The sequence below is a fragment of the Orientia tsutsugamushi genome (assembly GCF_900327275.1).
GTDB lineage: Bacteria > Pseudomonadota > Alphaproteobacteria > Rickettsiales > Rickettsiaceae > Orientia > Orientia tsutsugamushi.
Window position 1 is genome coordinate 1,331,130 of the sequence record NZ_LS398548.1, and the last position, 18,904, is coordinate 1,350,033.

20 protein-coding genes and 2 pseudogenes are annotated in these 18,904 nt (G+C 31.6%); 15 read left to right on the forward strand and 7 right to left on the reverse strand.

The window, feature by feature from the left end; all coding sequences use genetic code 11:
• The first annotated feature begins 142 nt into the window (after nt 1-142).
• The 3 genes from DK405_RS07045 to DK405_RS07055 are packed head-to-tail and all read left to right on the forward strand — an operon-like array spanning nt 143 to nt 1,945.
• On the forward strand, nt 143-715 hold the full coding sequence (locus DK405_RS07045; RefSeq protein ID WP_064612747.1) for an HD domain-containing protein: 573 nt from the start codon (nt 143-145) through the stop codon (nt 713-715).
• Between the two features lie 34 nt (nt 716-749).
• Nucleotides 750-1,394 carry an ankyrin repeat domain-containing protein gene (locus DK405_RS07050; RefSeq protein ID WP_064612746.1) on the forward strand — a complete coding sequence of 215 codons (645 nt, stop codon included), beginning with the start codon at nt 750-752 and terminating at the stop codon, nt 1,392-1,394.
• A 47-nt stretch (nt 1,395-1,441) separates the two neighbouring features.
• A complete protein-coding gene (locus DK405_RS07055) occupies nt 1,442-1,945 on the forward strand; it encodes a hypothetical protein (RefSeq protein WP_064612745.1) in 504 nt (167 codons plus the stop codon).
• Nucleotides 1,946-1,948: 3 nt separating this feature from the next.
• Here DK405_RS07055 and DK405_RS07060 read toward each other — a convergent pair whose 3' ends face one another.
• Nucleotides 1,949-2,758, reverse strand: coding sequence for a DNA adenine methylase (locus DK405_RS07060; protein WP_045913603.1), 810 nt, complete (start codon nt 2,756-2,758; stop codon nt 1,949-1,951).
• 366 nt (nt 2,759-3,124) lie between these two features.
• Here DK405_RS07060 and DK405_RS07065 point away from each other — a divergent pair, with 366 nt between their 5' ends.
• The 7 genes from DK405_RS07065 to DK405_RS07100 all read left to right on the forward strand — a co-directional run bounded on the left by DK405_RS07065 (nt 3,125) and on the right by DK405_RS07100 (nt 8,009).
• Nucleotides 3,125-3,403, forward strand: a complete 279-nt coding sequence (locus DK405_RS07065; RefSeq protein ID WP_045915527.1) for a hypothetical protein — start codon at nt 3,125-3,127, stop codon at nt 3,401-3,403.
• A gap of 64 nt (nt 3,404-3,467) precedes the next feature.
• Nucleotides 3,468-4,169 carry a sensor histidine kinase gene (locus DK405_RS07070; protein WP_064613070.1) on the forward strand — a complete coding sequence of 234 codons (702 nt, stop codon included), beginning with the start codon at nt 3,468-3,470 and terminating at the stop codon, nt 4,167-4,169.
• 129 nt (nt 4,170-4,298) lie between these two features.
• Entirely contained in the window at nt 4,299-4,877 is a 579-nt protein-coding gene (locus tag DK405_RS07075) for a sensor histidine kinase (RefSeq protein ID WP_064612799.1), read from the forward strand.
• A gap of 150 nt (nt 4,878-5,027) precedes the next feature.
• Nucleotides 5,028-5,831: a sensor histidine kinase gene (locus DK405_RS14215; protein WP_231967689.1), complete on the forward strand. Its 804-nt coding sequence runs from the start codon at nt 5,028-5,030 to the stop codon at nt 5,829-5,831.
• 18 nt (nt 5,832-5,849) lie between these two features.
• A complete protein-coding gene (locus DK405_RS07090; protein WP_064612797.1) occupies nt 5,850-6,344 on the forward strand; it encodes an ATP-binding protein in 495 nt (164 codons plus the stop codon).
• A 41-nt stretch (nt 6,345-6,385) separates the two neighbouring features.
• Nucleotides 6,386-6,973 (forward strand): HD domain-containing protein, encoded by a 588-nt coding sequence (locus tag DK405_RS07095; RefSeq protein WP_064612772.1) that lies wholly within the window; start codon nt 6,386-6,388, stop codon nt 6,971-6,973.
• Nucleotides 6,974-7,094: 121 nt separating this feature from the next.
• Nucleotides 7,095-8,009, forward strand: a complete 915-nt coding sequence (locus tag DK405_RS07100) for an Rpn family recombination-promoting nuclease/putative transposase (protein WP_109510634.1) — start codon at nt 7,095-7,097, stop codon at nt 8,007-8,009.
• Between the two features lie 190 nt (nt 8,010-8,199).
• Here DK405_RS07100 and DK405_RS07105 read toward each other — a convergent pair whose 3' ends face one another.
• From DK405_RS07105 to DK405_RS15070, 6 genes and pseudogenes are all read right to left on the reverse strand, one after another.
• Nucleotides 8,200-9,402, reverse strand: coding sequence for a tetratricopeptide repeat protein (locus DK405_RS07105; protein ID WP_064613090.1), 1,203 nt, complete (start codon nt 9,400-9,402; stop codon nt 8,200-8,202).
• Nucleotides 9,403-9,498: 96 nt separating this feature from the next.
• Nucleotides 9,499-9,642, reverse strand: coding sequence for a hypothetical protein (locus DK405_RS12795; protein ID WP_162562879.1), 144 nt, complete (start codon nt 9,640-9,642; stop codon nt 9,499-9,501).
• 83 nt (nt 9,643-9,725) lie between these two features.
• Nucleotides 9,726-10,183: pseudogene (locus DK405_RS07110) on the reverse strand (conjugal transfer protein TraD).
• A 209-nt stretch (nt 10,184-10,392) separates the two neighbouring features.
• Nucleotides 10,393-10,770, reverse strand: coding sequence for an HNH endonuclease (locus DK405_RS13335; protein WP_052691740.1), 378 nt, complete (start codon nt 10,768-10,770; stop codon nt 10,393-10,395).
• A gap of 102 nt (nt 10,771-10,872) precedes the next feature.
• A complete protein-coding gene (ltrA, locus tag DK405_RS07115) occupies nt 10,873-12,108 on the reverse strand; it encodes a group II intron reverse transcriptase/maturase (RefSeq protein WP_197709769.1) in 1,236 nt (411 codons plus the stop codon).
• A 235-nt stretch (nt 12,109-12,343) separates the two neighbouring features.
• The gene (locus tag DK405_RS15070) at nt 12,344-12,469 is read right to left on the reverse strand and encodes a hypothetical protein (protein WP_269459331.1); all 126 of its coding nucleotides are present in this window, start codon (nt 12,467-12,469) and stop codon (nt 12,344-12,346) included.
• A gap of 339 nt (nt 12,470-12,808) precedes the next feature.
• On the opposite strand from DK405_RS15070, the pseudogene DK405_RS16180 reads away from it, so the two are divergent.
• The 5 genes and pseudogenes from DK405_RS16180 to DK405_RS07130 form a co-directional block, all read left to right on the forward strand.
• Nucleotides 12,809-14,329 (forward strand): annotated as a pseudogene (locus DK405_RS16180) (AAA family ATPase); the annotation flags it as partial.
• 483 nt (nt 14,330-14,812) lie between these two features.
• A complete protein-coding gene (locus DK405_RS16185) occupies nt 14,813-15,649 on the forward strand; it encodes a conjugal transfer protein TraA (RefSeq protein ID WP_458692999.1) in 837 nt (278 codons plus the stop codon).
• A gap of 118 nt (nt 15,650-15,767) precedes the next feature.
• Complete coding sequence (locus DK405_RS15790) at nt 15,768-17,285, forward strand: toprim domain-containing protein (protein ID WP_410522039.1); 1,518 nt, start codon at nt 15,768-15,770, stop codon at nt 17,283-17,285.
• A 13-nt stretch (nt 17,286-17,298) separates the two neighbouring features.
• Complete coding sequence (locus tag DK405_RS15795) at nt 17,299-17,850, forward strand: hypothetical protein (RefSeq protein ID WP_064612769.1); 552 nt, start codon at nt 17,299-17,301, stop codon at nt 17,848-17,850.
• A 51-nt stretch (nt 17,851-17,901) separates the two neighbouring features.
• Nucleotides 17,902-18,897, forward strand: coding sequence for an Rpn family recombination-promoting nuclease/putative transposase (locus tag DK405_RS07130; protein ID WP_109510636.1), 996 nt, complete (start codon nt 17,902-17,904; stop codon nt 18,895-18,897).
• The last annotated feature ends 7 nt before the right edge of the window (nt 18,898-18,904 follow it).

Consider the following 18,904-nt stretch of genomic DNA (forward strand, 5'->3'; position numbering starts at 1 on the left):
AGATTGGTTTTTGGCATCGTGATAACTGAATTCAAAAAATTTATAATTTAATTTGCCTCTTTTCCAGTTTTTATCTGGGATTGGAGTATACAAAAAGTTTAAATTATGGTATAATTTATTAATAACCATTTGGAGGTGGCCAATGATAGATTTTTATAGTGAGAGCTTAATAAATAAGCTGTTTGAAACCAACATAAGATTTAACACCAAAATTGATCTTGATAGAGTTGAAAAAGCAATACTTTACGCTAAAAAATATCATTGCCAGCAAAAGAGAGATACAGAACTCTACTACACACATCCATTGAAAGTAGCTCACATGGTATCAGACCACAGCTTTGAAACAGATACAATTATTACTGCAATACTACATGATACACTTGAAGACACAAAAGTAACTAAAGAAAGAATAAGGTACGAATTTGGTGCTAATATTGCAGAACATGTTTCAGATCTCACAAGGGTTAGGAATAATAAGAAAATCAGTGCTATGGAAATGATACAAATATTACGCAGCCAAAATAAAACAGAACTATTACTGATCAAGCTTTTTGATAGATTCCATAATATTACAACTATATTCATCAAACCTCCTCACAAAAGGCAAGAAATAATATTTGAAACTCAGCAAGAATTTATAGCTCTTGCTGAATACCTTAAACTACCAGAGATCGGAGAACGCTTAAGCGAATATTGTAAACTTCATGCTAGCTAATGAGTAAATAATTGAGAATGAAAGGATTAAATATATGATATTAAAATCTAAGACTAAGTATACCTTACATAGCGCTATTCAAGATGGTGATATTAAAAAAGTGAAGCAGCTTATTAATAAGGATATTACACTTGTCAATTCAAAATATAAAGATGGCACTACTGCTTTATCTGTTGCTTTGAAATATAAGAATCTACCTATTGCTAAGATTTTGTTGAACAATGAAGCTAACGTAAACGCACAAGATAATGATGGGCACACTGCTTTACATCTTGTTGTTGAAACAATTCAAGTATATTATGAATTTTTCGAAAAATATCCTACCTATTGCAATGATCATATAGCATTACTGCTAAAATATAATGCTGATGTAAATATCGAGAATAATCAAGGTAATACACCTTTATCCGATGCTGCTAAATGCAAATGTGTAGAACCTTTAGCAATTATGCTAAAACATAATTCTACTGGTATTAATAAGAAATATGATGAAGGAGAAACACTACTACATATTGCTGTTCGTAATAAAATCATAGATATTATACAGCTTTTGATTGATTATGGAGCAGATATTGATGCAAAAGATGATAACGGCATGACTACTATAGATTATGCTGCTAAAAGCGGTAATGCAGATATATTCAACTTTCTAACGGAACAATGGGTCCCATGGTATTAGGTTTCAACAGATAGCTAATATGTTAATGCTAATAAAGAGAAGTTAATATGAATGTTTTGAAATCAATTTTACAACCGTGTTATGCTGTTATATTAGCATTCGTTGTATTACCTTCACCATCAATATGTACAGCAAGTAATAATGTAAACTTCAATGCTTTCAAAGATAGTATTGATACTTCACAATTCTATATAAAATTTTCAACTGGTATTGCTACTAACCACGATACATTAGAAGCTGGAATTGGTTATAGATTAGATCGGCACAGAATGGATGTAAGATTAGGATTTATGTGTCATCACAACTGTAGAGATAACTTTATTCAAGGAAATTATTATTACAATATAATTGAAGGTAACAAAGCATCAATTTTTGTTACAGGTGGCCTAGTATCAGTTTTCAATGGTGATAGCGGTACTGGTATAGACTTAGGAGTTGGTACAACAATAAACTTAGCAAGAGATACATATTTAGACATTGAATGTAGCACAATAGCTAACTATACACCACTTCCTATTTATATACGATTTGGATTGCGGGTTCACATTTAATAACTAGCAAGTTTTATAGTTAGTAATGATTAGCTCATTAACAGGATTGCGTTGTTCATTGATTGAGTATACAACTGTAACGGTATTGATATTAAAATCTTTGTATAAGTCTCTAATAAAGGCAGTATTATTATTTGAGATCATAATCTTAACACCTTTATTTGTTAATTCTTTGACAAAATCCCGTAATCTAATTTGATCTTTTTCATCAAATGGAAGTCTAGTATAGAACCGTTCTCCAGATTTATGATAAGGAGGATCAAAATAAACAAAGTCATTTTGTTGAGGCTCTATAAATGAAAAATCTGTAGCATAAATTGATACACCATGTAGAAGGCTGCTGCATTGGTTTATTCTAGATGCAATATGGAGTTTAATGTAGCATTCACCAGAAAATGTTTGAGCAGATTGTCCATTTTTGTAGACTCTATAAATTCCTCTAAAAGAATATTTATTAAGATATATAAATTTTGCGGTAATTTCATTCGGATTATTACTATATTTGTTTTTAACTTTATAATAATAATCCTTCGAATGATGTTTGTGATATAAACTCAGTAATCTATTGACCTCATTAGGATTATTTTTAACAGCATTATAGCTAGTAATTAAATCAAGATTGATGTCAGACAAAAAACATTGTTTAAAAAGATGCCTAACTTGAAAAAATAAAGCACCTCCACCAAGAAATGGTTCATAGTAATTATAGTGTGGACCTTGAGGAAGATGTTCTATTAATTTATTAACAATTCTTCGTTTACTACCAATCCAATGAAGGAAAGGCTTAGACTTATTAGCAACAGCTACTGACACATGAAGTTTAATTAATTTATGTTAGTTGAATCTCTATTGAGATTATACCAGAAAACAGCTTGTAGTGCTAGTAATAATAACGCTTACAAGGCTCTTTATGCATCCTTTTTGAATAAGATTTATTATAACTATAAGCAAGGAATGTGATAATTTCGCATCAACATTAGATTATTATGCAAAAATTTAGCCTGTAAATTAAAAGATTTTAATAGACTGGTAAAAAATATAATGCTACTCTATACCTTATATTATCTAGGTTTCAGAACTTTGATAATACTAAGCTGAAGATTAAATAGAATAAAGAGTTGAACTTTTTACTTTAATCTTCAGAAACCATTTTTTACATAAAAACAGTAGGGGAATTCTATGTCTCTTGGAAACGAAGGTCAACAGAAAAATAAAAGTATATTTAATAAAAATATACAGTCAAAACTGTTACTAAGACATCTAGCAGCTGGTGATAAAGAGCTTTTAAAACTTACACATCAAATTAAAACACTAAACTTAAATATAATAGATGTATTCAAACAGCTCAAAAGTGAGTCAGAAGATGTTAGAACACTTCAGTCCGAAATAATAGAAAATAAAAAATCAACATTAAGGGAAGCCATATGTCATATACCAATCAGCTTAGCTAACAGTTAGCTAAGCTTGCTATTTTAAATTTCTAAAAAAACAAAGTTAATAAACTTAACCATAGGAGAATAATATGGAAAATAACAATATATATTTGATTCAATATATTAGGCATATAGTAAATAACTGCAATAAAACAAAGCAGAATATAGTAGAACTAGTAGGATATAAGCAAGATGCAATAGCAAAAATAACAGATACGTTAGGCTCACTTGATGAACTAATAAATCATCTAAATGATAAAATTTGTGTATTTAGAAAAAACATAGAATCAAAGAATGTAGAACTAGAAAATTTTAGCCTACAAACCTTTGTAACGGATGCTGTTGCTAGACTAAAAGCAATTGCTGAAGATGATAGAATAGATCTAAAAAGCAATTTTCAGGCTAATATAAAAGACAGTATTATTGGAGATAGTTTACGAATAAGAGCTGTACTAAGCCAGTTAGCTGAAAGTGCTATTATACATGGCACTAAATGTACAACGATTAATATTTGTGTTCATTTATTACCTTCTAAAGATGGAAAAACAGATTCAAAAGATAAAATATTACAATTTTTAGTACAAAGCACAGGCCCTAGCATTCAGAAAGAAAAATTGCAAAAGATGAATTCTGAACTAAGCAATTCGAATTTAACAAAACATCAAGAGCTAGGACAAGGGTTGGTGTTTATAAAACAGCTTACACATCAAATGAAAGGAAATCTCAAAATAGATCAAGGAAGTAACTACATATCTTCTTCGTTTGAAGTGCCAATTCAATTATATACCTAAATTAGGATGCAACTATGCAAACGGAAGCCATATGTGATATACCAGTCAGCTTAGCTAATTGTTAGCTAAGCTTGCTATTTTAAATTTCTAAAAAAACAAAGTTAATAAACTTCACCATAGGAGAATAATGTGGAAAATAACAATAATGATCTAAATGATAAAATTTGTGTATTTAGAAAAACCATAAAATCAACGAATGTAGAACTAGCAAAATTTAGCCTACGAAAAATGCTAAATGGTACTATTGCAGCAATCAGATTAATTGCTGAAGATGAAAATATAGAGCTAAGGGAAAAAATAGGAAATGACATATACGATATTATTACTGGAGATAGGTTTCGAATAAGAGCTGTACTCACTCAGTTAGTTGGTAGTGCTATTATGCATAGTACAAATAGCAAAGTTAGAGTTAGCATTGATTTTTTGCCTCCTAAAAATGAACAATCGAATTCAAAAGATAGAATATTGAAATTTGTAGTGCATAGCGTAGGAGCTGGCATTTCAAAAAACAAATTACAAGAGATGAACTCTGAATTAAAAAAACCACACTTAATTAAGCATCAAGCATTAGATTCAGGGTTAGAACTTATCAAACATCTTACATATGAAATGAAAGGAAGCATTAAGATAGAGAGTAAAGAAGGGCATTATACAAAGTTTTTAGTCAGCATTCCGATACAAACTAGTAATTTAAATTCGCAACATTAGTCAAATGGAGAATATTATGAAAAATAAAAAAAGAATATCAATACAACAAAAGACATTTCTCAAGATGTCTGGACAATCCATATACCGCCTATTCCAGCCAAGTTAGTATCTACAGCTAAGGAAAGAAATATTTATCTTTGTACCGAAAATATGAATGAAGATAAATATATTGGAATGAAAATAAAGCTACAACAAGCGGAAGATTATCTAGAGGAAGCTGAGTCAATGAAGCAATATTGTATAGATTTGATTCAAAAAATTAAATATACGTTTGATCTTACTACTGCTAAAATCCAAGATCTAGCAGATGATCTACTATGTTGGCAAAATGATTTCAAAGAAAAGGAATATAAAACTACTAGCTTAACAAGAATACTTAATTGTGTTGCTAACCTACAAGACTGCTGTAACAGTATAGTTTACTCACTTAGAGACCAAATTGAGCTTCAAAACGTACATTTAAAAAAATTTAGCATACAAAAACTATTGAAGGATACAATTAGTTCGCTGAAAGAAATTGCTGAAGATAGAGAAATATCGCTCAGTTACAATGTTCAGGACAACATAAATGACATTGTTATTGGAGATAGTTGTCTATTGCAAACTATACTTAGTCAATTAATAAGTGGAGCTATTAGAGTTAATAAAAGCTGTAAGGTTGATGTTATAGTTATGTTATTTATTGCACCGTATCGAAAGGAAAACGAAAAAGACAAAATATTAAGATTCATAGTACGTGATAACGGAAAAGGTATTTCACAAGACAAACTACAAGAAATAAATGCAAAATTTTCTGATTTAAATTCGGCATTAGAGTATCCAGAAATATTAAACTCGAGTCTAGAATTTGCAAATTACATTGTTAACAAACTAAGTGGCAAATTAGAGATAAAGAGCGAGGCAAATAAGTTTACAGCTATTACTTGCGATATACCAGTACAACTTTTTAATTAAAAGATATGGAAGCATTTTATGAGTCATACTATAAAATCTGGAGATTTTGGTATTCAAGCAAAAGTAAATAGTAGTATTAGAGCACTGAAGCCATTCACAGAAAATAAAGGAATAAATCTTAGCTGCAACTTTAAAAATGATATAAAAGATTTAATCATTGTAAATAGTTTTCAAATACAGGCAGTACTAATACTATTAATTGGCAATGCTACTAATAGTCAATGCAGAGAAATTAGCGTTGAAGTTGATTTGCTGCCTTCTGCAAATCAAAAGACAAATTATAGAATATTACAATTAATTGTTTTTGATAACGGAATTGGAATTTCAGATGAAAAAGTGAAAAAGATAAATAATGAGCTCAGAAACTTACATATCAAAAGCTATGCAGTACTAGAATCTGAATTACTACTCGTTAAACCGTTTATACATGAAATGACTGGAAAAATTAAACTAGAAAGTAAGCAAGATCAGTATACAGCTTTCACGTGTAGTATACCTATAGAAGTTCGTTGAGAAACTGAAAATTAGAATTATTAATGGAGATGGAGGAAATAATGTTAGCATTTTTAAATTGTGAACATATCAATAAACTACTTGATAAGCTGGACTTGATTAATCATAGTGTTGATAAACGCATTAATCTTGATAAAGTTAAAAAAGCTATATTTTATGTAAAAAAATATCATGGCAATCAAAAGCGAGATACAGGAGAACCTTATTATATGCATCCATTAGAAGTAGCGCTCATGGTTGCAGACTACAGCTTTAAAACGGATACGATTATTACAGCAATACTACATGATACCATCGAAGACACAACACTAACTAAAGAAAAGATAGCAATCGAATTTAATGATAACATTGCCGAGCAAGTTCTAGCTCTTACAAGAAACAGAGGTGGTAAGAAAACCAGTTCCATGAAAATGATTCAAACATTAGTGAATCAAGATAAAGTAGAGCTATTACTAATCAAACTATTGGACCGATTGGATAATATTAAAACTATATTCATAAAGCCAGCCAAAAGAAGACAAGAAATCATACTAGAAACGCAGCAAGAATTTATACCTCTTGCTGAATACCTTAAATTACCAGAGATTGCTATAAAGCTAAATAAATACTGTGAGCGTTATGCTACCTAATAAACTAAAGTTTAATAGGTGGTTAATGTAGTGAATTGCAGAAATTAAAATTCAATAAGAGAATGTTCATATAAGTTATTTTGTTGTATAATTTAAAAAGAATAGAAAATATGAAAAACATATGCATTTATCAAGATTTCTAGATCCAAAGAATGATGTAGCATTTAAAAAGATATTTGGATCAGAAAAAAACAAGGACATACTAATACATTTTCTGAACGATATATTGTTGTTTGAAGGAAATAGAAAAATAATAGAAGTAGAGTTTTTAGGAACGATATTAGATGCAGACATAGCATCCAAAAAAGAATCAATAGTAGATGTTTTGTGTAAAGATAAAAACGGTGCGCAATATATAATAGAAATGCAAGTAGATCCTACACAAGGATTTGAAAAAAGAGCACAGTATTATGCAGCAAAGGCATATGGCAGGCAGCCAAATAGAGGAAAGGAAGGAAAATACTCAGACCTAAAGGAAGTTATATTTATAGCTATAGCAGATTATAAATTGTTTCCAAACAAAGAAGACTATATATCAAGGCATGTAATATTGGATAAAAAGACATATGAGCATGATCTAAAGGACTTTTCATTTACCTTTATAGAATTACCAAAATTTAAAAAAAATAGAGTGGAAGAGTTAAATGATATAACAGAGAAGTGGTGCTATTTTTTTAAACATGCAAAAGAAACAACATTAGATGGGTATAATAAAATAATAGGTGAAGATTTAATAATAAAAAGAGCGTATGAGGCATTAGATCAGTTTAATTGGAGTGAAGACGAACTAATAACCTATGAACAAGAGTTAAAGCGTATATGGGATAATAAAGCAGTCGAAGATTATAAACTCGAACGCGCTAAAGCTGAAGGCATAAAGCTCGGTGAGGCTAAAGGTAAAGCTGAAGGTAAAGCTGAAGCAAAAAAAGATTTTGCAATAAAATTATTGAAATCTGAATTATCAGTTGAGACAATTGCTGAATATACGGATTTATCAATACAAGAAGTATTAAATTTAAAAAATAGTGTAAAATAATAAGAAATATACAACACGAAATCTTACTTTTGATGTGTTGTATGCTACTTCTATTAGATGCTTTATATCACACTACAAGTTCTATACTATACTAAACATTGAGAAGCCTATTCTTTGGCCTCAATGTCCTTAACATGGCCGCACCATTCTTGACTTATGAACATGCGACTCTGTACCTTGATTCTAAAAATTAATCAGTTATGATGCGGAGATTGCTTTTTTTAATTTTTTTTGCAAGTTCATTTGCTAACTGGTATGCGTACACATTATCAGGATCATATTTGATAGCCAGGTTATAACTTTCCATTGCTTCTTGATGTCGCCCCAATTCATTCAAAGCAATTCCTTTATTATTGTAAGTGTATGAAACATCTGGTTTATACTTAATAGCCAAATCAAAATTCTCTATTGCCTCTTGATATTGTTTAAGTGTACATAAAGCAGCTCCTTTACTATTGTAAGCGTCTGCATAATTTGGTCTATATCGAATAGCTTGATCATAATTTTCAATTGCTTCTAGTAGCTTTTCAAGATTTTTCAAAGCATTTCCTTTAGCATGATAAGCTAGTGCAAAATCTGGTTTATACTTAATAGCTATATCATAATTTTTAATTGCCTCTTGATGGTGCCCTAATTCATTCAAAGCAATTCCTTTATTAATATAAGCTTCTACCAAATCTGGTTTATACTTAATAGCTATATCATAATTTTTAATCGCCTCTTGATGGTGCCCTAATGCCTTCAAAGACTCTCCTTTATTAACATAAGCTTCTACCAAATCTGGTTTATACTTAATAGCTACATCATAATTTTTTATTGCCTCTTGATGGTGTCCAAGTTCGCATAAAGAAACTCCTCTATTAATATAAATACCTAGATTAGTTGAATCATATTGAATAGCTTGATCATAATTTTTAATTGCTTCCTGATATTGTCCTAATTCGTCTAAAGATATTCCTTTATTAACATAAGCCTCTGCATCATCTGGTCTGTATCGAATAGCAGTATCAAAATTCTTTATTGCTTCCTGATGTTGTCCTAATTCCTTTAAAACAATTCCTTTACTCATATAAAAGTCTGCATCATTTGGATTGTATTGAATAGCAGTATCAAAATTCTTTATTGCTTCTTGATATTGACCTAACTCTTGAAAAGTTATTCCTTTAGCATAATAAGCTTCTGCCAAATCTGGTTTATATCGAATAGTAGTATCAAAAATTTCAATTGCCTTTTGATATTGTCCCAATTCCTTTAAAGCAATTCCTTTATTAATATAAGCTTCTATACAATCTGGATTACACTTAATAGCTACATCATAATTTTTAATTGCTTTTTGATATTTTCCCAACTTAAGAAATGAATTTCCTTTATTAAAATATTTGTCTGCTAGCATATCTTTACCCTAAAATTAAATACTGTTATATGAGCAGATTATTTTGATGCAACAGATGTAACTGTATTAATAATACTGTCATATATTTTATATGATTTATAAAAATTCCCCTTTAAATTTTTGATTAGCTGTGATAATTGCTAAATCAAATGTGCTGTTACAAATTTTCTTTTTTACAGCCTTATTTTTAACACTATCATAAATTTCATCAAAATTCTTTATTTTTTTTATTATTACCATCAGTTATGTTATTCTAAAATTCTTACTCTATATTTTCTATCAGTACTAATATTGCTAGCTGTGCATATAGTTTGAACTATTATCTAAGATACAAGCTCAAGTTTATACTGAACATTGAGAAGGCCATTCTTTAAGGCCTCAATATCCTTAACATGGCCGCACCATTCTTGACGAAAACTGTTCCATTTTAAGCCATGAAGGCGAATGTAGCGCTTAGTGTTTTCGTCTGGTTCAGAGGCAAATTTTAAAATCACGGCAGCTTTATTTTGCTGTTCTTTATCAAAAATATCTTTACCTATTGTAGTCCAATGATCCTGAACATTTGGATGTTGTGTTAAAATTTCTTTTAGTGAAACAATAGCACCAAATAAAGTGTTTGCTGATAAGTGATCAAGCTTAGCTTTAGAGCAACTAATCCACCCATTTCGATAAGACGTCGAGTACGCATTTTACGTTCTTTAATTTTAAGGTTAACCTCATCCATGATTAGCCTAGCATTTTTTTGTTGAAGAGTAATTTTTTGCTGCATAAGATTTGCCATGTTAGTAATTCAGAAAGATAAAAAAATCAGGCAAGAATATATCAAAATACAATTCCAGTAAAGAAAAAAAACCGCGCCTACCAAACTAACATCAAATAATTATAGTCAAAAAAACGTGAATTCAAGGTTAGAAGCTTCATTAAAGAATAAGCTTAAGCGGGTAGGTAAGCGCAGAAGCGCTTTTCCTCCCAAAGAACCGTACAAGCGAATTACTCCGCATACGGCTCAAGCAATTTACAAACAGCTGCAATAAGTTGTCCGCGATTACTGTGTACTTGCCGATGGCAGTTTTCATGCAATAAGCACAAATTGTTAATATGGTCAGTGCCACCACATCTTATAGGTGTTATATGATGTACATGAACACTTTCACCATTATCTATTAAATCAAAACAAACAAGACATTTACCCTTTTGTCTACGCCAAAGAATCTGCCTAGATTTAAACAAATACTTAGGGCTATCAGCCTGACGTTTATGCCAATATTCTCTAAGTTTTGAATTATCAGGAGAAGATTTACCTTTAACAAGAATATGTCGTTTAATCGTTGTCCATTGTAATTTCCATAGATATAGATCTTTATTCATAAAGACCCAATTATCATTTCTGCCTTTAATGCGACCCCAATACTTTTTCTTAAGCCATTTCCAAGATTTTTTAGGATGTTTTCTACATACGAATCTTGCTTGCTAAATCCACATCCAACAGTCTAAATTGGAAAAAATTTTCTTGGACACAACTTTGTTGAAATAACTGCACCATCCAAATATTTTAGAATTTAGATTATCAATTATTCTATCAATATTCCATGAGAGACTTTTTTTCCATTCTATTGACATTCGTTTTTTAAACGATTTTATAGAGTCTTTAGACGGTTTAACTAGTAGAGCTACACCTCTTCTTGTACTATTGGTTTTATATTGTCGAATATTAAATCCAAGGAAATCAAAACCTTCATTAATATGAAGTATCCTGGTTTTTTCTTTAGACAATTCTAAGCCTCTAATACTTAACCAATCATTAATAATACTTTTGGCTCTGATACATGAGCTTTCTGACTTAGCACAAATTACAAAATCATCAGCGTATCTCACTAAAGCATATTCGGATTTAGAATGAAGATGATCACATTTATTATAAATAATATTAAGTATATCACTCATTCCATGAAGAGTTATGTTTAAAAGTAATGGAGAAATTAATCCACCTTGTGGAGTACCAGCTGTTGTTTTGATAATTTGATAATCCTGCATTACACCAGATTTAAGCCATGCTTGAATCCAATTACGAGCAGGGAAATTTCCTATAATTTTCAAAAGAAAATTATGATCAATATTATCAAATGCACCTTTGATGTCAGCATCTAATATCCAATTCCTAGTAGTGCCAGGACGAACAATACTAGATATTCTCTGTATTGCATCGTGAGCGCTACGTCCAGGTCTAAAGCCATAGCTGCAACCTTCAAACTTAGCTTCCCAATATGGTTCAAGTGCTGATTTTACAACAGCCTGTCTACACCTATCCAAAATAGTTGGCAAGCCTAAAGGTCTAGATTCGCCATTACTTTTTGGTATGTATACACGCTTAATCGGTTTTACAGATGATAGATTATTATCTGCTAACTTTTCCATCAACAGACTCCTTTCTTTATCTGTCTTAACAACTATTTTATCAATTCCAGGACTTTTTCGTCCTTTGTTGATTTGAGTAACACGTCTTATAGCAAGTAACCTATTTGCTCTTGATTTTAACATCAATCTTTGTAAGTTACGTACTAACTTCATATTACCATTTGCAGATGCCCTATAAATACGTCTACGAAGATTATTAACCTTTTGTATAATTTCTTTCCAGTCTATTGAATGCCAATAGATTTTCTTGAAATTATCTTTAGTCTCAATTGTTACATTTGCGTTTAGCATCCAACTTTTCCAATTAATTCATAATCTTGTTTACCTATTTAGGGTAAATCACCAGTCTTAAGTTAGCATCATTTCTGATTAGCATATAAATGCCTATACACTCAGTTATTAATTTCTGTAGTCTTTCGACTTAGTGTCATTTGCTTTCTAAGACCTCTCTTACCTACTATCAGTTGCCTAATAATAGGCTTACCATGTTTCACTCATCAGAGAGACGTTAAGTTGGTTATCTTCTTTATACCGAGGAGCTGGCATTTTTAAAGAAGGCTGCGTATTCCTTCTTACAGCTAAGCTTTTCAGCTTTATCCTTATAACAGAATTTATCTGGAGTATCTGCTTCTGCATTGACGATATTTTCCATACGAAGATTCACTTTCGTTTAACCAATTTTAACTTTACCTTGCCCCTATTTCCCATCCAGATTAGTACTTTAGTTAGGCTTTCTATCGCGCTTAGTACAAGACCGTTACCAATCTCGCACCGCAATAGCGGTAACTAAGGTTTAAATGCAACCTTGCTACATTTCTGTAGTCTCTGTTTGAGCGACCTCATGTCGCACTACGCAATATGCAATCTATAAAGATTGCTGCTAAAAAATGAGTACTCATTAACCGATTGAATGTTAAAAAAAAAGAAGTTTGTGCTAGCAAAATCAAAAAAACCATGCTAACTTAAAACTCAGGTAAGAATTGGTATTGAGATGGCTATACAGTTTACAAGGATTGAATTTTTAAGTAGAAGTACAGGAGGTGATAGTTGTCGTAAGGCAGCGTATAATGCAAGAACTATTGTTGAAAACGAGAAGACAGGTATAAAGTATAACTTCTCTCGTAAGAAAGATAACGTATATCATACAGTGCTGATACCGGATTATGTAAAACAAGAATTCAAGAATATTCAAACATTAATGAATGAGGTAGAACGAACCGCAAAAAACAGAAACAGCCAGTTGTTGAAGGATATAGTAATAGCATTGCCAGACGAGAAGGAGCTAAATTTAGAGCATAGAATAGAACTAACTCATCGAATAGTTGATGCAATGGAATGGGTGCAAAAAGGTATTGGAGTACAGATAGACATTCATAAGCCTCAAACAGGAGATAAAAACTGGCATGTACATATATTGCTTACTATGAGAAGATTTAGAAAAGATGGAACTGGTTTAGGAGCTAGAGCAGTAGATTTAAACCCAAAAATCATAACATTTAATGGCAAAAAGGTTGTTATTAAAGATCCCGAGATGATTCATGAAAGAGTAAAAGAAATAATTAATGCATTTTTCGCTAAATTAGGCTTACCATATAGAGTTAAGGATACCAGTAAAGTGCCGGGAAAGCATATTGGACCTCGTAGAATTAGGAATTTAATTAATGAAGTAGTAAATGAAAATGAGTTACGTAAAGAGGCTCATTTGAAGATTATTAATGATGCTGACGTAATAACAGATTCTATAACACATTACAAATCTATTTTTACTAAGCAGGATGTTGAAAAAGCAGTAAAAGATATACCAGATCCAACAGCAAGAGAACAGTTAGTTCAGCAAGTGCTTAGTTCAAATAGAATACTAGAGTTATACCATGATGATGGTGAAAGTAGCAAATATTTTACGACAATTGAGGTTCGAAATGAGGAGACGAGAATAATCAGAATAGCTAATAAAATCAATAATCAGGTTTATTACAACGATATTTACAATCTTAAAAGTGATATCGAAGGTCTAGCAAATGTTAGTGAAGAACAGAAACAAGCTCTAAGGCATATTTTGCTTAGCACTAGTGGAGTTAGAGTCTTGAGAGGAAGAGCTGGTACAGGAAAATCTTATGTTTTAATAAAAGCGCATGAGCTCGCAACAAATCGTGGACAAAAAGTTATTGGTCTTGCTCCTACTCATAAGGCAGTATCAGAGCTGAGGAGCAAAGGTTATACAGAGGTCTATACAGTAAAAGGATTTTTATATAATCGAAAAAAAATTTTTATGCAAGACAGCTTAATAGTAGTAGATGAAGCTGGAATGGTAGGTACTAAAGCTTATGCAGAGCTGTTTAGAGTAGTTAGAAACAATAATTGTCAACTGATACTTGCTGGAGATGAAAAACAGCTAGCTTCAATAGAAAGAGGCGGAATGTTTGAGATGCTGAGTAATATTTTTGGTTCACATGTTTTAGTAAATATTCGAAGACAAAGTGAAAACTGGAGCAAAGAAGCAGCAATGGAGTTTGCTGAGAGTAATATTTTAAGCGGTATAACCTTACTGAGGCAAAATAACTGCGTTAGGTTTGATAATACGTTGCAGGACTCAATGAGTAAGTTAATATACAACTGGAGTCTAAGCAAATTTAAACCACATGAAAAATTGGTAATTACAGTACGTAATAAAGATGTCGACATTCTTAATTCAAGTATTAGGTCTTTGTTAAAAGCAAATGGTACGCTAAAAGGCACAGAATATGAGCGTTCTATTGATGGAAGGAAAAAGTCATATATGGCAGGAGATAGAATCGTATTTCAAAAAAGCTATAAGGATTTACAAATACAAAATAGTGAATTTGCAACTTTAACTTCGGTTAGTAAAAATAAATTTATAGCTAAGACAGATGCAGGAAAAGAGGTGAGTTTTGACCCAAGCAAAATACAATTTAAACATGGCTATGCAAGTACTGTTTATAAGGTCCAGGGAGCTTCTATAAAAGATGTATACGTTTTGCATAACGGAGTAAGTAATATAAGCAGCTCATACGTAGCTATGACAAGGCATATAGAGAACTTGCAGCTATATTGCAATAAGAAAGCTACTGCAAGCATTAACAGTTTAATAAATCAGCTCAGCAGACCAAATGAGAAATCAGCTAGCATAACTCTGAAAACTGCTCATGATTTTGAGAAAGAACGGACAAAGACAACTGTTTTTAGTAAAGTTTTTAGTAAAGTTGAAAACTGGTTTAAGTCTATAATCAATGATATCAATGATAGATCTCATGTGAATGAAGAATATTATCATTTTACCGTTAAACCAGAGCAAGAAGCTAAAGTAGAAAAAGTCCAGCAAGAGAATAGCATAAAGCAATGCACCACCAAAGATATTTCTACTCCATTGTTTATGCAAATCAAAGAACAAAGACAATATGATTATGATGTAACCATTCTGTCAGCAGAAGGAAAAACGATATCAAGTTTTCAGGAAGCTGGCATTGATAGCAGAATGGTATATAGCTCAAATGTAAATAATTTGAAGTACTATCAACCATTTCAAGGAGAAAAGATTCTTATAGCTGCAAATAATTATAAACAGAATAAAGAATATGTAAGCACTATAAACGAGGCTGCAAAAGTACTGACAAGCAAAGGAGCAATCACTAGCATCGTAGTTCCTTCAGAAGGTGAAGATTTTAACGAAATGCTAAAAAATAAAGGAGCCACAGCTGTTAAGGAGCTTATGATACCTGAAATCATGAAGTTAATTAATACTCAGAACGTAAAAACAGAGTCTGAACAAGTGGTGAAAACTAACATAGCTCCAAAAATTGGAGTTAGACGGTAGTGCTGAAGATTTGAAATTGAATGTAAGCTATTCATTCATAGAGCAAATTACAAAATGAGCTATACATAACAGCTCACAGTGATGTTTGTAATTTGCATTATGCCCTGCTAAGATAATAATGACTATATATGTTCTTCATAATAATGGTGTATGCATAGAAAGTTCTAACATAAGCATGATAGGGAATGCAGAGCAAATACGGTTGTACTACAATGTGCAAGCTACAAAAAATGTTGCTAACCTAATAGAGCAGCTTAGCACAGCTAAGACAGACTCTATCAATTCAAAAGAGGAGAATAATGATGTTCAAGCAAATGAAGTAAGGCAATATCAATCTGCTCAAAACTATAGAAAAAACGATTATTATTCAAATAGCAAGGAAGAACTACAAAAATTGAGGGATGCAATAGCTTATAGAGCTGACACTATAGCTCGTGATATTCTTGGAGATCCAAATAACCGCCTATCTAAACACGGAAGATTACGTTGGGAAGACACTGGCAAAATACAAGTAACCACCGAGGGCAAGTACGCTGGACAATGGTATGACTTCAGCACAGGACAAGGTAGTAATTTATTATCTCTGCTTCAAAGAGAAAGAGGAGGCAGCTTTTTTGAGGCAAAGGAATATTTGAAAAGTATGGTTGGAATGTCTAATATTAGTCAACGGTATCAGAGACCGCCTAAGACTGACGATTCTCAACAATACACTCAACAATCTGAAAGTGTTAAAATCGCAAAAGTTCAAAACTTGTATGAACTATCAAGCAGAATACATGGTTATGAGATAGATACGAGCCCAAGCGCAGAAGTTGAAATAGTAAAAAAGTATCTTGAAAATCGTGGTATTACTTTTGACAAAAGCACCGCAAGTTCAGACTTAAAAGCAAGTATACTGTTTGATACTCAAACGAGAGAAAATTATCCAGCATTGACAGCATTTGCAAGAAATTCAAAAGGAGAAATTACAGGAGTACAGGCCGTATATCTAAATTCGGCAGGAGATAAGGCGAATATTTCAATTAACAGAAGATCTTTCGGTAAAATCAGCGGATCGTTCATAACAATCGCAAAGCGAAATGCGAATGACCCTAATATAACAATTATAGCAGAAGGCGCTGAAACAGCATTGAGCTTGCAGCAAGCAGGAATTAAAGGTAATATCATTGCTAGTGCAGAAATTTCGAATTTGACAAATTATTCACCATTTCCTGGTGAAAAAATCATCATTGCAGCAGATAATGATAGCAAAAATTCTCTAACTAATAATACTGTAATTAAAGCTGCAAAAATATTAGAAATGAAGGAAGCAATAACTTGTATAGTTAAACCACCAGAAAATGGTGATTTTAATAATCTGCTGCAAAGTTGTGGAGACCAGTCAATTAGAGACATTATAGAACCTGAAATTACTAAACTGACTAAGGCAGTTGAAACAACCAAACTTACTCAAACAGAAAATAATAGTATAGCAAAACAAAATGATATTACGAATGTTAAAGAATTGTATAATAAATCGTCATCTCTATACTACTTTAAACAAGAAGAGGAAGCTAAGGTGGAAACGATAGTTGTGAATAAATATTCAGAAAACCATACAGGAATTTATAGTTCAAAAATCTTTAATAATTCATAATTTAAGGGCAAATATGGTTTTTGATGAAGAGACTCAAAAATCCTGGCCTGCACTCACTATTTTTGTTAAAAATGACAAAGATGAAATTACTGGAGCTAAGATATTAGCTCTGAATTCAAAAACATGTAATAAAGCTGATGTAGCTGAAAAATCTGTTGGTACAATTAGTGGGTCATTTGCTGAAATTGCTCAACAGAATTCAAAATACTCACCTGTAACAATCATTACAAAGGATATTGAAACAGCGTTAACCATTAGGCAAGCTGGAGTCGAAGGAAAAATCTTATGTGCAATTGAAGCCGAAAATTTGCAAAACTATAATCCTGGCCCAAAAGAAAAGATCATTCTAGCAGTTAAAAATGACGTAAATACTGAAAAAGCTGAAAAAGTTCTGGAGGATAAGGAAGCAGTAGTCTGTACAGTCAAAAATGACTTCAATAATGTATTAAAAACTCAAGGATTATATGCTGTTAGAAATATTATCAGCCCTGAAATAAGAAAACTTAATGAAAAAATTGAATCAATACAAACTAATATACAACCAGGATTATGTCCGAAACACTAGGCAGAGTATGACACAGCATTTTTTATTTAAAAAACTATAGAGTGAAAAAATATGACAAAACAATTAAAGCATGATTCATTGGCAAAGACAATCATGAGCGATCCAGTTGCTGCACAAGAATTTCTAGAGTATTATTTACCAAGCGATTTCAAGAGTTTAATAGATTTATCACAAATAAAAGTAGAGCAAGAGAGTTATATAGAAGAATCGTTAAAGAAAAAATACAGTGATATCGTCTATAAAGTTGCAACCAAAAAACATGGCAATGCTTTTATTTATATATTAATTGAAGCTCAATCAACCGTCGATTATTGGACAGCTCTGCGGTTATGGAGATACACATTGTTATTGTGCGAAAGGCATAAGAAAGAAAAAACTAAATTACCATTAGTGTATAATTTAGTGATCTACAACGGCAAAGAAGTCTACAACGCACCTAGGAATTTGTGGGATTTATTTACCGATTCAATGATAGCTAAGCAATTAATGACCTCTGACTATCAATTAGTCGATTTACAAAGTATGTCGAATGATGAAATTGTTAGGAAAAAGCATATCGGAATGCTCGAATATATGCTAAAGCACATTCATCAACGAGATATGTTAAAGCTTTGGGAAGAGTTTCTAATAAAGTTCAAACATGTTTTAATACTTGATAAAGAAAAAGGCTATATTAACCTAAGATCATTTTTATGGTATACTGATACTAAATTACTAGAGAGTCAGCAACCAGAATTAGAGCAGGTTCTGGCTAAGTATTTATCTGAAGAAGAAAAAGGTAATATTATGAGAACTATTGCTGCAAAATATATTGATGAAGGCAGAGCTGAAGGTGTAAAGCTTGGTGAGACTAAAGGCAGAGCTGAAGGCAGAGCTGAAGGTATAAAGCTTGGTGAGACTAAAGGCAGAGCTGAAGGCAGAGCTGAAGCCGCACAAGGGCTTGCAAGAAACTTATTAAAAGCTGGCTTTTCAGTTGAATTTATTTCTGAAAATACTGGATTGTCAAAAGAAGAAGTGATTAATTTAAAAAATAACATAGAGTATTAATTTTTCG